Origin of the sequence: Blastomonas sp. (assembly GCF_046294995.1) — a bacterium.
Lineage (GTDB): Bacteria > Pseudomonadota > Alphaproteobacteria > Sphingomonadales > Sphingomonadaceae > Blastomonas.
Genome location: NZ_JBKBOG010000004.1, coordinates 183,434 through 197,283 on the forward strand (window position 1 = coordinate 183,434; position 13,850 = coordinate 197,283).

The 13,850-nt window shown below is 64.4% G+C and carries 12 protein-coding genes, 2 tRNA genes and 1 pseudogene; 10 read left to right on the top strand and 5 right to left on the bottom strand.

The features are described from left to right. The first annotated feature begins 3 nt into the window (after positions 1 to 3). Complete coding sequence (locus tag ACK4R0_RS07930; protein ID WP_409672769.1) at positions 4 to 453, top strand: EF-hand domain-containing protein; 450 nt, start codon at positions 4 to 6, stop codon at positions 451 to 453. Here the strand turns inward: ACK4R0_RS07930 and trmFO are convergent, their stop codons facing one another. Then, the gene (gene trmFO, locus ACK4R0_RS07935; RefSeq protein ID WP_409672772.1) at positions 454 to 1,824 is read right to left on the bottom strand and encodes a methylenetetrahydrofolate--tRNA-(uracil(54)-C(5))-methyltransferase (FADH(2)-oxidizing) TrmFO; all 1,371 of its coding nucleotides are present in this window, start codon (positions 1,822 to 1,824) and stop codon (positions 454 to 456) included. It abuts the gene before it with no gap. Between the two features lie 112 nt (positions 1,825 to 1,936). Here trmFO and ACK4R0_RS07940 point away from each other — a divergent pair, with 112 nt between their 5' ends. From ACK4R0_RS07940 to ACK4R0_RS07950, 3 genes are read left to right on the top strand one after another with little or no spacing between them, the layout of a single operon-like run. Beyond that, the gene (locus ACK4R0_RS07940) at positions 1,937 to 2,608 is read left to right on the top strand and encodes a lysoplasmalogenase (RefSeq protein ID WP_409672775.1); all 672 of its coding nucleotides are present in this window, start codon (positions 1,937 to 1,939) and stop codon (positions 2,606 to 2,608) included. 31 nt (positions 2,609 to 2,639) lie between these two features. Beyond that, positions 2,640 to 2,870 carry an AbrB/MazE/SpoVT family DNA-binding domain-containing protein gene (locus ACK4R0_RS07945; RefSeq protein WP_409672778.1) on the top strand — a complete coding sequence of 77 codons (231 nt, stop codon included), beginning with the start codon at positions 2,640 to 2,642 and terminating at the stop codon, positions 2,868 to 2,870. Further along, a complete protein-coding gene (locus ACK4R0_RS07950) occupies positions 2,867 to 3,256 on the top strand; it encodes a type II toxin-antitoxin system death-on-curing family toxin (protein ID WP_409672780.1) in 390 nt (129 codons plus the stop codon). Before ACK4R0_RS07945 ends, ACK4R0_RS07950 begins: the two co-directional genes overlap by 4 nt. Positions 3,257 to 3,259: 3 nt before the next feature. Here the strand turns inward: ACK4R0_RS07950 and gyrA are convergent, their stop codons facing one another. The 3 genes from gyrA to ACK4R0_RS07965 form a co-directional block, all read right to left on the bottom strand. Further along, complete coding sequence (gyrA, locus tag ACK4R0_RS07955) at positions 3,260 to 5,980, bottom strand: DNA gyrase subunit A (protein WP_409672782.1); 2,721 nt, start codon at positions 5,978 to 5,980, stop codon at positions 3,260 to 3,262. Positions 5,981 to 6,120: 140 nt separating this feature from the next. After that, entirely contained in the window at positions 6,121 to 6,816 is a 696-nt protein-coding gene (locus ACK4R0_RS07960; RefSeq protein ID WP_409672785.1) for an SDR family NAD(P)-dependent oxidoreductase, read from the bottom strand. After that, positions 6,813 to 7,571, bottom strand: coding sequence for a YaaA family protein (locus ACK4R0_RS07965; protein WP_409672788.1), 759 nt, complete (start codon positions 7,569 to 7,571; stop codon positions 6,813 to 6,815). The genes ACK4R0_RS07960 and ACK4R0_RS07965 overlap by 4 nt, the downstream gene beginning before the upstream one ends. A 207-nt stretch (positions 7,572 to 7,778) precedes the next feature. On the opposite strand from ACK4R0_RS07965, the gene ACK4R0_RS07970 reads away from it, so the two are divergent. Beyond that, complete coding sequence (locus ACK4R0_RS07970; protein ID WP_409672790.1) at positions 7,779 to 9,128, top strand: hypothetical protein; 1,350 nt, start codon at positions 7,779 to 7,781, stop codon at positions 9,126 to 9,128. Positions 9,129 to 9,210: 82 nt separating this feature from the next. On the opposite strand, the gene ACK4R0_RS07975 is transcribed toward ACK4R0_RS07970, so the two are convergent. Next, positions 9,211 to 9,678 (bottom strand): Lrp/AsnC family transcriptional regulator, encoded by a 468-nt coding sequence (locus ACK4R0_RS07975; RefSeq protein ID WP_409672793.1) that lies wholly within the window; start codon positions 9,676 to 9,678, stop codon positions 9,211 to 9,213. A 292-nt stretch (positions 9,679 to 9,970) separates the two neighbouring features. Here ACK4R0_RS07975 and ACK4R0_RS07980 point away from each other — a divergent pair, with 292 nt between their 5' ends. The 5 genes and pseudogenes from ACK4R0_RS07980 to ACK4R0_RS08000 form a co-directional block, all read left to right on the top strand. Then, positions 9,971 to 11,869, top strand: a complete 1,899-nt coding sequence (locus tag ACK4R0_RS07980) for a sensor histidine kinase (protein ID WP_409672796.1) — start codon at positions 9,971 to 9,973, stop codon at positions 11,867 to 11,869. A 77-nt stretch (positions 11,870 to 11,946) separates the two neighbouring features. Further along, positions 11,947 to 12,936: a polysaccharide deacetylase family protein gene (locus ACK4R0_RS07985; RefSeq protein ID WP_409672799.1), complete on the top strand. Its 990-nt coding sequence runs from the start codon at positions 11,947 to 11,949 to the stop codon at positions 12,934 to 12,936. Positions 12,937 to 13,030: 94 nt separating this feature from the next. Beyond that, a tRNA-Ile gene (locus ACK4R0_RS07990) sits at positions 13,031 to 13,107 on the top strand. Between the two features lie 151 nt (positions 13,108 to 13,258). Further along, positions 13,259 to 13,335 (top strand) — tRNA-Pro (locus ACK4R0_RS07995). A 274-nt stretch (positions 13,336 to 13,609) separates the two neighbouring features. Continuing rightward, a pseudogene (locus tag ACK4R0_RS08000) lies at positions 13,610 to 13,850 on the top strand (hybrid sensor histidine kinase/response regulator); the annotation flags it as partial.

The following is a 13,850-nucleotide window of genomic DNA, read 5'->3' on the forward strand; positions in this document are numbered from 1 at the left end:
GCGATGCGATTCCTGTTTGGTGGGCTGGCGGCGATCGCGCTGATTATCGGCGGTTTCTTCATCATCCGGGCGCAGCAGCAGGACGATGACCTCGCCAGCATCGCTCCACCCCCGCCGACGCCCGCGGACACCGTGTTGCCCGTTGCCGACCCCGGAGACCTGCGCGGGCCTGCGCCGCCCGAAGCGACCGAGATGACCCGCGAGCAACGGCGCTTTGCGCGCTACGACCGCAACGGCGACCGCGTCATCACCCGCGAAGAGTTGCTTGCCAGCCGCACCAAGGCGTTCAAGGCGCTCGACGTCGATGGCAACAATCTGCTGACGTTCGAGGAGTGGGCGGTTGCCACCTCGAAACGGTTTGCCACTGCAGACCGCGACGGCAACGCCCGGCTGACGCCCGAGGAGTTTGCTACGACGAAGCCGAAGACACCTGTAACCCGCTGCAAATGCTGATCATTCGGCGGCGATGGCCTCGGGCTCGCCGTTGATCCAGCGCTGCAGATCGGCACGGGCGCGCGAGGTATAGGCCTCCTTGCGCTGCTTCTTGTGCACCTTGCCCTCGGGCGGCGGAAACAGCCCGAAATTGACGTTCATCGGCTGGAAGTCGCTCGCCTCGGCGCCTCCGGTGATGTGGCCCAGCAGCGCACCCAGCGCGGTCGTGACCGGCGGGGTTTCAAGCGTACGGCCCTGCAATTCGGCCGCGGCAAAGCGCCCGGCGAGCAGCCCGATGCTGGCGCTTTCAACATAGCCCTCGCACCCCGTCATCTGCCCGGCAAAGCGGATATGCGGCGCGGATTTTAGCCTCAACTGTCCGTCGAGCAGGCGAGGCGAGTTGATGAAGGTGTTGCGGTGCAGCCCGCCCAACCTTGCAAACTCGGCCTTTTCCAGCCCTGGAATGGTGCGGAACAGCTCGACCTGCGCACCGTGCTTGAGCTTGGTCTGGAAGCCGACCATGTTCCACAGCGTGCCCAATTTGTTGTCCTGGCGCAGCTGGACCACGGCATAGGGCCAGCGCCCGGTGCGCGGATTGTCGAGCCCGACCGGCTTCATCGGCCCGTAACGCAGCGTTTCTACCCCGCGCGACGCCATGACCTCGATCGGCATGCAGCCCTCGAAATAGGGCGTGTCCTTCTCCCACTGCTTGAACTCGGTCTTGTCGCCGTCCATCAATCCCTGGTGGAACGCGAGGTACTGCTCCTTGTCCATCGGGCAGTTGATATAGTCCTTGCCGTCGCCTTCGGGCCCCACCTTGTCCCAGCGACTGGCCATCCAGCAGATGTCCATGTCGATGCTGTCGCGGTGGATGATCGGCGCGATTGCATCGAAGAACGCCAGCGCATCTTCGCCGGTCGCAGCGCCGATCGATTGCGCCAGCGTCATCGCGGTCAGCGGGCCGGTGGCGACGATCGTCGGGCCGGTTTCGGGAAGGGTGTCCACCCGCTCGCGCACGATCTGAATATTGGGATGGTTTTCCAATGCCTTGGTAACGTGATCTGAGAAGATGTCGCGATCTACCGCCAGCGCCGATCCGGCGGGCACCTTGGATTTTTCCGCCGACGCCATGATCAGCGAGCCCAGCGTGCGCATCTCCTGGTGCAGCAGGCCGACCGCGTTGCGCTCTGCGTCATCCGAGCGGAAGCTGTTCGAGCAGACGAGCTCGGCCAAGCCCTCGGTCTGGTGCGCGGGCGTCATCTCGCCGCTGCCGCGCATTTCGGACAGCCGCACCTTGATGCCGGCTTCGGCGAGTTGCCATGCCGCCTCGGATCCCGCGAGGCCGCCGCCGATGATGTGGATCTGGTGTTCGAATGTGGATGTGGTGCTCATGCCTGTGCAAATAGCGTGCTGGACCGCTTTTGCACAGGGTGCGTTGCGCGACTTGCGTTCGCGCGCCGATCAGTGCCATCACGCGAGACGTATCGATAAGGGCAGGGGCATCATGGTCGTCAAACGCGCACTGGTCGAATCGCGGCCCTGGCTGCTGCTCAGTCTTGTCGCGGCGATCAGCTATTATTTCGTCAGCGATGCGCCGATCCCCGGGCTTTACATGATGCTGTGGAAGGGGCTGGGGGTCGCGTTTCTCGGTGTGTTCGCGCTGGCGCGCCACCATTCGCTCGACGGGCGGCTGCTGGGCGGCGTCATGGCGCTGGGCGCGATCGGCGATATGCTGATCGAGATCGATCTGATCTACGGCGCTATCGCTTTCCTGCTCGGCCATATCGTCGCGATCATCCTTTACGCGCGGCACCGGCGGCGGACGGTCACGCCAAGCCAGCGGATGTTCGCAATCGTGCTGGTGCCTGCGGTGGTATTGATCGCCTGGGCGCTGCCGATCGATCGATCGGGCGCGACCGGGATTGCGGTCTACAGCCTGTTCCTTGCCGTCATGGCGGCAATGGCGTGGACCAGCGATTTCCCGCGCTATCGCGTCGGCACCGGCGCGTTGCTGTTCGTGGCGTCCGACCTGCTGATTTTTGCGCGGTTCGGGCCATTGGAGGGCTCCGTGCTGCCCGACTGGCTGATCTGGCCGCTGTATTACTTCGGCCAGTTCCTGATCTGCACCGGGGTCATCCAGTCGCTGCGCCACCGCGATCCGCGCGCTGCGGGTTGAGCGGGGCCGCAGAGCGTGTTATAACATCTGTATGAACAAGCCCCTCAAGCTCATCAAGATCGGCAACTCGACCGGCGTCATCCTGCCCAAGGACGTGCTCGCGCACCTCAACCTGGCGCAGGGGGATGAGGTGTATGTCCGCGAGGAATCTGACGGTCGCATCAGCCTCGACCCATACAATGCTGATTTTGCGCGGAAAATGGAGCTAGCTGAACAGATCATGCGGGAGGATCGCGATATTTTGCGCGTGCTGGCAAAATGACCGATTGGCAATGGCTGGACAAGGCCATCATTCTTGCCGTGCACGACCGGCAGATTTCCGAGCATGGCGGTGGCCAAGGCATTCGCGATGAGGGGCTGCTGGAAAGCGCACTCAACCGGCCCGTCAATCTGGCTGGATATGGCGCTCCGGAAGCTGCCGATCTGGCGGCTGCCTATGCCTTCGGGATCGCGCGCAACCATCCATTTGTCGATGGCAACAAGCGCACCGCCTGGGTCGCAGCGCGTCTGTTCCTGATGGTCAATGCTGTCGAAATACAGTTCGACAAGGCCGACGCCACGATCATGATGCAATGCCTTGCCGGAGGCGACCTGTCCGAAGACGAGGTCGCCCACTGGTTTCGCGATCACATCGTTCCGAAGGCCTAAGACTTATTCAGCTGTCCCGGTAGCGTCGTCCGGGCCACCATCCTGATCGTCGGCAGCGGCCACCACGTCGCTGGTCTCTTCCTCGGCGATCCGCGCGGCGCTGACGACATGCTCGTTGTCGGCGACGTTGAACAGCCGCACGCCCGCCGAATTGCGCCCGATGACGCGCATCGTCGAAAGGCCCAGGCGGATGAGCTTGGCCTGGTCGGTCACCAGCATCAGCTGATCGCTGCGGTGCGCGGGGAAACTGGCGAGAACCGGGCCGTTGCGGCCGATGTTGTCGATGTTGGTGATCCCCTGGCCACCGCGATTGGTACGGCGGTAATCATAAGCCGACGAGAGCTTGCCATAGCCGTTGGCGCACACGGTGAGCAGGAACTGCTCGGCGAGCGCGAACTCGGCCACCCGCTCGGGAGGGAGTGTCGGTTCGGCCTCGTTGCCCTTCCACGGAGCTGCGCGCAGATAATCGTCGCGCTCTTCGGTGGTGGCATCGAAGCCCGAAAGGATCGACAGCGAGATTACTTCGTCGCCTTCGCGCAGCGTCATGCCCCGCACCCCGGTCGAGGTGCGGCTCTGGAATTCGCGGACGTCGGTGGCGGCAAAACGGATCGCCTTGCCCTGGCGCGTCGCCAGCAGCACGTCGTCGCCTTCGGTGAGCAGCGCCACGCCGATCAATCGGTCGTCCGAGCCCTCGTCGAACCGCATCGCGATCTTGCCGTTCGACGGGATGTTGGTGAATGCATCCATCGAATTGCGGCGCACGGTGCCGTTGGCTGTGGCGAACATGACGTGCAGGTCAGCCCAGGTGCTCTCGTCCTCGGGCAGCGGCAGCACGGTCTGGATGGTCTCGCCCTGCGCCAGCGGCAGCAGGTTGATCATCGGGCGTCCGCGCGTCGCAGGGCCGCCTTCGGGCAGGCGCCAGACCTTCTTGCGATAGACCTTGCCGTGGGTGGAGAAGAACAGCACCGGGGTGTGCGTCGAGGTGACGAACATGCTGGTGACGGCATCCTCGTCCTTGGTCGCCATGCCCGAACGGCCCTTGCCGCCGCGCGCCTGCTCGCGGAACGCGTCGAGCGGGGTGCGCTTGATATAGCCCTGCAGGGTGACGGTGACGACCATCTCCTCGCGTTCGATCAGGTCCTCGTCCTCGATGCCGTCCGCAGCGGGAGCGATCACCGACAAGCGCGGGGTAGCAAACTCGTCGCGCACGGCGATGAGCTCGTCCTTGAGCACCTCGTACAGCTTTGCCCGGTCGCTGAGGATCGCGAGATATTCCTCGATCGCCAGCGCCAGTGCGCTCAGCTCCTTGCCGATCTCGTCGCGGCCCAGCGCCGTCAGACGGTGCAGGCGAAGATCGAGTATCGCGCGGACCTGCAGGTCGCTCAAGCGATAGATATCGCCCTCGATCTCCCCTTCGATCGCCTCGACCAGCTTGATGTATGGCGCGATCTCGCCGATCGGCCATTCGCGCGCGAGCAGCGCGGCACGCGCCTCGGCGGGCGAGGCCGAGCCACGGATGATCTTGACGACCTCGTCCATGTTGGTGACCGCGACCACCAGGCCCAGCAAGATGTGCGCGCGGTCGCGTGCCTTGGCGAGTTCGAACTTGGTGCGGCGGGTGATGACCTGCTCGCGGAACTGGACGAACGCCTCAATGATGTCCTTGAGGCCAAGCACCTCGGGACGGCCGCCACGGATGGCAAGCATGTTGGCGGGGAAGCTCGACTGTGCGGGGCTGTAGCGCCAGATCTGGTTGAGCACGACCTCGGGCGAGGCATCGCGCTTGAGATCGATGACGATGCGTACGCCCAGACGGTTGGATTCATCGCGGATGTCGCTGACGCCCTCGATCCGCGCTTCCTTGCCCTTGGCGGCTTCGGCGATGGTTTCGACCAATGCGTTCTTGCCGACCTGATAGGGGATCGAGGTGAGCACGATCGACCGGCGGTCGCCGCGGCCTTCCTCGATCGTGTGGCGCGCGCGCATGATGATCGAGCCGCGGCCCTTGAGGTACGCATTGCGCGCGCCCGACTGGCCCAGGATCAAGGGCGCGGTCGGGAAATCGGGACCCGGGATGATCTTCATCAGATCATCGAGTTCGATCATCGGATCGGCGATCCACGCCAGGCAGCCGTCGATCACTTCGCCCAGATTGTGCGGCGGGATGTTGGTCGCCATGCCGACCGCGATGCCGCCTGCGCCATTAACCAGCAGATTGGGGAAGCGCGCGGGCAGAACCTGCGGCTCCTGACGCGATCCGTCATAGTTGGGGATGAAATCGACGGTATCTTTTTCGATATCTTCCAGAAGCTTGAGAGCGACTTTGCTCAACCTTGCTTCGGTGTATCGCATCGAAGCGGGGGCATCCGGGTCCATCGATCCAAAGTTGCCCTGGCCGTCGATCAGCGGCACCCGCATCGCCCAATCCTGCGACATGCGCGCCAGCGCCATGTAGATCGAGCTGTCGCCGTGCGGGTGGTAGTTACCCATCACGTCACCGACGATCTTGGCAGACTTGCGATAGGGCTTGCCGGCGACGAAGCCGCCCTCGTGGCTGGCGTAGAGAATCCGGCGATGGACGGGCTTGAGGCCGTCGCGAACATCGGGCAGGGCGCGGCTGACGATGACCGACATCGCATAGTCCAGATAGCTGGACCGCATCTCGTCGACGATGTCGATGCGTTCGATTTCGGAGGGTTCCGCTGCTGCGGGCTGGTCGTTCATTCCATGCGCCTTTTATGCCTTTGTGACGCTTTTGCGTCTGGCTTCGGCTCTAGGCCAAGGGGGGCGCAAATGCCAGCTTTTGCGGGCTTTTGGGATGTATTTTTCAACAACAAAATCAGCCGCTTGGCAGCATGTGGCGCTCAGGGCTGAATGGCGGCGCCATCGAAGGCGAATATCCCGCCCGAATCGGCCGGTTTCAGCGCTGTGAGCACGTCGAGCAGGCAGGCTGCGCTGTGCGCGGCATCGAACAGTTTGCCTTGCGCGACATTGCCCTGGAATGGCTTGCTGAGGCCGGTATCGACCGTTCCGGGGTGCAAGGCGACACAGATCGACAGGTCGTTGCGCCGTGCCCATTCGATGGCGATGTTGCGGATCGTCATGTGGAGCGAGGCCTTGGCGGCGCGATAGCCGTACCATCCGCCCAGCCGATTGTCCGAGATGCTGCCGACCCGCGCGCCGATCGCTGCGAACAGGGCAGGGGCCTTGCGCGGCATCAGCGGTACGAAGTGCTTGGCGACCAGCGCCGGGCCGATGGTGTTGACCGCAAAATTGCGCGCCATCCAGGCAGGGTCGATGTCCTTCAGGCTCTTTTCCGGACCCTTGCCATCGGCATGAAGCAGTCCGGTCGCGACGATCACCCGGGTCGGGACGAGGCTCTGGCTGCGGACGTATTCTGCCGCCGCAGCGATGCTGGCCTCGTCTTCGATGTCGATATGGGCATCGCCGGTGAAACTGCGGGCCAGGGCGATCACCTGCGCGCCGCGCGCCTCGGCCTCACGCACCAGCGCGGCGCCGATGCCGCCCGAGGCGCCGACGATGACGGTGCAGTCGTTCATGCTCGGATGAACCGCCACACCGTCTCGTCGCTCGATTCCGGATCGAAACGATAGCCGTCGCTGTCGAAGCCCTTGAGTGCCTGGGGGCTGGCGTGGCGGTGCTCGCACAGGAACCGTGCCGCCATGCCGCGTGCGCGCTTGGCATCGAAGCTGACGAAGCGCGGTCCGTCAGGGCCTTGCTGGCGGAAGTCGGCGGTGATCACCTTGACCTTGCGCTTTTTCAGGCCCTTGTCGGCGGCTGCGAAATATTCCTGGCTGGCAAGATTGATCACCGTGTCGCTGCCGGCGGCATCGAGATCCTCGGCAATCGCGCTTGCGATCCTGTCCCCCCAGAACGCCACGAGCGAGGCGTGCCGCGGCGCCCAGCGCGTACCCATTTCAAGGCGATAGGGGCGAATGGGATCAAACGGTCTGAGCAACCCGTACAGGCCTGAAAGGATACGCACATGGCGCTGCGCAAATTCGAGCGCAGGATCGTCCAGCGTGCGCGCGGCCAGACCCGAATAGACATCGCCGTTGAAAGCGAAGGCGGCAGCGCGTTCGGGCTGATCGAAAAATTCGCGATAGCGGCCATAGTTCAGGTCGATCAAGGCATCGGATACCGGCATGATCTGCTTGAGCCGGGCCTTGGAAAGCCGCGCGGCAGATCGCACCAGCCGCTCGGTTTCCGGCGCAAAGCGCGGCGGGCTGGGGTCGACGGCAGGAACAGGCGAATCGAAATCGAGCGACTTGGCGGGGGACAGCAGAATGATCATATGTGAAGGCGCATAGCCGAGCGTCTCCGGCGTTGCAAAGCGATTGGAACCGATGGTTTGGGCCAGAGCGCCCGTTTTTGCGCCGGAACCGCAAACCCCGGTTGTTCGTTCCTGCCAGAGTCATTAAGGACGGCTTCATCCAAAGACCGCCAAAGGGTCGTCACGATCGGCATTTTCAAAAGCCGTGTTTTTAGTTCGGAGGATTACATGCGTCGCATTTCCCGTTTCCCGATGGCCCTGGTGCTGGCCCTGGCCGGAACCACCGCCGTTTCGCTGGCACTTCCTGTCGATGCTGCCCAGGCGCAGCGCGCGAAGAAGCCGAAAAAGGGCGAAGACGATGCCCCGCAGATGGAACTCAGCGCCGAATTCCGCAACGCGTTCGCCGCATCGCAGACCGCCTTTGGCGCCAACGACTTCGCCACCGCAGAAGCGAAGCTCAACGAGGCTGCGGCCGTTGCCGCCAGCCCCGACGAAAAATATCTGACCGGCAAGATGATGCTGCAGATCGGCCTGAAGAACGAAAACGCCGACATGCAGATGAAGGGCGTCGAAGCTGCGCTCGCCAGCGGCAAGGCCACCCCGTCCGAAGCCAAGACGTTCAACAGCTTTGTCGGCGAAAAGGCACTGGTCGCCAACGATTTCGGGCGCGCGCGCACGTATCTGACCGCCGCCGTCGAAGCCGGCCAGGACAATCCGGTAAACCTCTTCCAGCTGGCCGAAGCCCATTTTGGCGAAGCGATCGCCAAATCGGGTGGCCGCAGCATCGATGCTGCCAACTCGCCATTGGCTGCGCAGGGTCTGCCCTATCTGCAGCGCGCGGTGGAGGCACAGCTGGCTGGTGACAGGCAATATGCGCCAAGCTGGGCCAAGCGCGGCTTCCAGATCGCACGCGCCACCAAGAGCGACAGTGCCACCTGGGCACAGCTGCTGCTGCGCGCCGACACCGGCAACGGCGCCTGGAACGAAGTCGTCCGCGCCATGCAGAGCGACAACCGCGGCTTCACCAGCGAACAGAGCCTGGACGCGATGCGCCTGCTGCGGATGTCCGGCGGTCTGGCCAGCGCCAATGACTACCGGGAGTACATCGAAGCGGCTGGTGCTGCGCGCCGTCCGACCGAGGTTCTCGCGCTGATCGAGGAAGGCCAGGCGGCAGGCGTCGTCTCTGCCAGCGACGCGTTCTTCAAGGAACAGGCGGCCACTGCCAGTGCAGCGCGCGGCGAATATGTCGCGACCCTGCCGGATTCGGTCCGCGATTCGCGTGGCAATGCATCCGCCACCGTGACGCTGGCCACGGCGGACGCGCTGCTTGCCAACAAGCAGTATGCCGAGGCCGAAGAGCTAGCGGGTATCGCGCTGACCAAGAACGTTGCCGACACCGAGCGCGCGATGATGGTGCAGGCGATCGCGCAGGTCGCGCAGAACAAATACGATCCCGCGCGCCAGACGCTCGCCGGCATCACCGGTCCGCGCGCCCCGATCGCCAAATTGTGGGCGGTGTATATCGATCAGAAGTCCGGTGCTGCAGCGCCCGCTGCACCCGCCGCGCCTGCCGCCTGATCCCGTCCGGGCACACGAAAACAAGGCGGACCAGGAGTGATCCTGGTCCGCCTTTTTCGTAAGGTTGTGACGGTGCGGAAGGCTATTCGCCGAGCGGTACGCCGGGCTGCTGCTTCGAGGTGCGGATGGTCAGCGAGGTCTTGACGCTGGCGACATTGGCGGCCGGTGTCAGCTTCGATGTCAGGAACGCCTGGAATTCCTGCAGATCGCGCGCGACGATCTTGAGGATGAAGTCGATTTCGCCGTTCAGCATATGGCATTCGCGGACCTGCGGCAGCGTGCGGACATGGTCCTCGAACGCCTGGAGGTCGCTTTCGGCCTGGCTCTTGAGGCTGACCATCGCAAACACCGTGATCGCAAAGCCCAGCTTTTGCGGATCGATGTCGGCATGATAGCCTCGGATGATGCCGGCTTCTTCAAGCGCCCTGACCCGGCGCAGGCAGGGCGGAGCGGTCAGCCCGACGCGGCTGGCGAGTTCGACGTTGGTGATCCGCCCCTCATCCTGAAGCCTGGTCAGCAACTGCCGGTCGATTTGGTCCAGACTTGACACTCATGATCCCCTGTCACGCCGTGGAGACTGTCACATCTGCGCGTTTCTAGGCGGCAAATGTTTGAATCCATCGGTAAAACTGCCCGTTGCGGAGCTTTTCCGCAACATGACGAACGCTCACTATAATAAAATTGTGCGGCAACGCAATTGTCCCACATTGCGACGTGAAAAAAACGCTACTTCCGCAACGCGCGCACACTGGCTATCGCTATGGATCGAGCGTTGCTAAAGGGCGAAATCCCTGTGCCCGTTCGGGCCACTGTTCGGCGTCGCCCAAGGACATCTCCAGCTTATGCATTTCGACGATCGCCTGACCACTGTTCTCGCTGGTGCGGTTCCTGCCGGAGCTGCAGCGGTGGCGCAGTATCGGCAGTTGGTCGACATTCTGGGCCAGATTGGCGGCGATGGCGTGGACGAGCGGCACGCACCGGCGCTGGCGCGAATCCATTGCCTGCGCGCGTCGGTCAGCGATGCCGACCGGCTGCTCACCGTGCAGTGCCTGTCGGGCCGGCTGGTGTCGCCGGTGCTGGTCCAGTATCTTGCGTCGGAAACACCGCCGGTTGCCAGCGAGGCGATCCGCGCGGCGCGGCTGGACGATGCGCAGTGGGCGGCGCTGATCCCCACCTTGCCGACACGCGCGCGCGGCTTTCTGCGCCACCGGCGCGATCTGGGGCCACGGACCCGCACGCTGCTCGACCGATTAGGGCTTTACGATACGGCGCTGCCCGCTGCGGCGAGCGCTGCCGCGTCCGATCCCGCGCCGCAGCCGGAGGACTCGACGACCGCACAGCCGGCCGAGCCGGTAAGCGACCGCGACAGCGCGACTGCCGCTCCCGTCGTGCCGGAAGCCGAACCTGCCGAGTCCGCCGCCGAGCCCCCAGCCGAAGCGATCGCGCAGATCGCTGCGGTCCCCGACACCCGCGGACCGCAAAGCATCGGCGAGATCGTCAAGCGGATCGAAGCCTTGCAGGAGGTGCGCTTCAAGCAGGCGCTCGAAGATCGGCCCGCTGCGCCCGCGCAGGACTGGAACCGGCTTGGCGCGGCGATGCAGGGCAACGACCCTGTACAAGCCGCATCCGAACCGCCGGCCGCCGCGACAGCACCGGATCCCCGTCCCGCCGAACAGGCAAGCGGTTTCGAACCGCCCGTGCAAGCTGCGCCGCACGAACACTTCCGTTTTTCCACCGGGGTCGATGGCGCGGTCGAGAGCGTTACCGGCGTGGCTCTGGGTGCGGTCTACGGATTGTCGCTCGCCTTGCCCGCAATGGCCGGGTTTCGCGGGGTCGATGCCTCGGTCGCGACCGCGTTCAGCCGCCGGATGCCGGTGCGCGGCGGCCGCGTCACTCTGGGCAACGCTGCGGGCCTGGCGGGTGAATGGCGGGTCGATGCCGATCCTGTGTTCGACCGGGCGACGGGGCGCTTTGTTGGCTATAACGGGCTGATCCGCCGCCCGATGGCGTGGGAGAGCGCCGGCCCGCAGGACGACGATGCGACGCTTTCCGGGCGCGACGGCCTTCGCCAGATCGTCCACGAACTGCGCACCCCGCTTAACGCCATCATGGGCTTTTCCGAGATCATCGAGCAGCAGCTGTTCGGCCCGGTGACGGCGGAATACCGCGACATGGCGCTGCGCATCCACCAGGATGCGCGCCAGCTGCTCAGCGGGTTCGACGATCTGGACACCGCGCTGCGGCTCGACCGCAATGCCATCGACGATCCGCAGGGCCATGTCGCGCTGGAGGACGTGCTCGACCGGCTGATGGCCCGCGTGCAGCCCTTGCTCGATCATTCGGGCGCGACGCTGAAGCTGGGCGATGTGCCCGAAGGCGTGATGGTCGCGATGTCGTCGCAGGCGGTGGACCGCGTCGTTCCGCGGCTGGCAGGCGCGCTGATCGGCAGCTGCGGTGCAGGCGAAGCGCTGCACCTGTCGTTTGCGCCGCGCGCCGATGCGCTCGATGTCCGCTTCTCCCGCCCGCTGTCGCTGGCCGGGCTGGATGATGACGGGCTGTTCGATGTCGACAGGCCGGGCACAGGTCAGGGCGATGGCGGGCCATTGCTGGGACTGGGTTTCTGCCTGCGGCTGGTGCGCAATCTGCTCGCGTCGCAGGGCGGCGAGCTCGCGGTGGAGCCCAATGCTCTGCGCTTGACGTTGCCATGCGCCGGGATTAGCGCAGAAGCCGCGCGCTCCTAGCCCATGTGCGCGCGGGGCAAGCGGCCGGGGGGCAGCTGCCTTGCCGACTGCGACCCGGTGAACCCAAGGCGACCTCGATGACCTTTGCAAGATTGCCGGGCAAGGACGATTTCGTCCGGTTTGCACCGGGGTTCGGCCAGCGTTATCTGGTCACCATCGATGTCGAGGAAGAATTTGACTGGACCCGGCCGATCCGGCGCGAGGGATATTCGCTCGATGCGATCGGGGCGATCGGCGAATTCCAGAAACTGTGCGAACAATATGGCGTGACGCCGCTGTACCTCGTCGACTGGCCGATCATATCGGATCCGCGCGGGCGTGAAATCTACGGCGCGCTGGTCCGCGAGGGCCGCGCCGAAGTGGGGATCCAGCTGCACCCCTGGGTCAATCCGCCGTTCGACGAAGAGGTCACCCAGCGCAACAGCTATGCCGGAAACCTGCCGCCCGAACTCGAGCGGGCAAAATTCCTGGCGCTGCGCGATGCGATCACCGAGGCCACGGGAAAACAGCCGATCGTCTATCGTGCTGGGCGCTATGGCATCGGTCCGCAGACGCTCAACCTGCTGCGCGAAGCCGGCGTCCGGTTCGACACATCGGTCCGTACCAACTTCGATTACAGTAAGTCGGAAGGGCCCGATTTTTCGCATTATCCGCTCGAACCCTATTGGCTCGACCGGGGCCGGGGCATCGTCGAGCTGCCGGTGACGTCGGTGTATTGGGGGCTGCTGCGCCGTCAGGCCACGGTGTTTCCGCTGGCGCAGATGGCGGGGCTGACCAAGTCGCTGATGGCGCGCGGGCGGTTGCTCGAGCGTATCTCGCTGACCCCCGAGGGCATTTCGGTGACCGAGGCGATCCGCGGCATCGACATCGCGCTCGACGACGGGCTGCCGATCCTGAACTTCTCGTTTCACTCGCCCTCGCTGCGCCCCGGCCACACCCCGTATGTCCGCGACCAGGCCGGTGTGGAGGCATTTTTCAGCTGGTGGCACGCGGTGTTGTCGTATCTTGCAGCGCGCGACGTCAGGCCGACCAGCATCGCCCAGATCGATGCGGCGATCGAGCGCTGAGGCACCGGGCGCACACGATCGCGGCGCCGTCTTGTTTTCCCGCTTGCATCCTTCCCCCCGGCTGGAGTAACCGCGCCTCTGGCACAGCCGGGACGGGCCTGTAGCTCAGTTGGTTAGAGCTGGCCGCTCATAACGGCTAGGTCGGGGGTTCGAGTCCCTCCGGGCCCACCATTTTTTGCGATGATCTTCCCGACCCCTTGCGCCGCCGCGCTGCGATCGGTGATCGGCAAACTGCGGGTATCGGCGTTTCATGGCTTGCAATCTCTTGCCAAGGGGCTAGACACCCGGCTCGCCCGGCGGCAACACCGGGACGATCCAGGATCGGGGAGTGGCGCAGCCTGGTAGCGCGTCTGCTTTGGGAGCAGAGGGTCGCAGGTTCGAATCCTGTCTCCCCGACCACTTTATCTTCAAGACATCACCAAGCCCAACCTTTCAGCCCGTTCTGAAGGTGCGGCGGGTGTTGCGGTGCCAGCGCTCTGGTGGCTGCCGCATCCGCCCGTGCCTGCAAGTGGCCGTTGCGCGAGCGCGAACTTGATCCAGGTTAACAAAAATATGCGCGCGTCGTGTGCGTAATGCTTGGGTGTGGCTGGGCGCTTGTTAAGGTCGACAGTCGCGCCTAGCATGGCCGTTGGAAGCTGGGACTTCGGGGAGAGCGCGCAAAATGGATCACGCCATGACATATGGCGATTACATGCCGCACGGCATGTGTCTGCTGTGGGAGCCCTGGCTCGTTACATTGTGGGCAGGGTCGGATTTGCTGATTTTCCTGTCTTATACGGCAATCCCGATCGCACTGTTGACGATTTTGCGCCAGCGGACGGAAGTGCCGCATGCGGGGGTCGTCGCCCTGTTTGCGTCGTTCATCCTGCTGTGCGGCGTCACCCACCTGATGGGGATCGTCACGCTGTGGTATC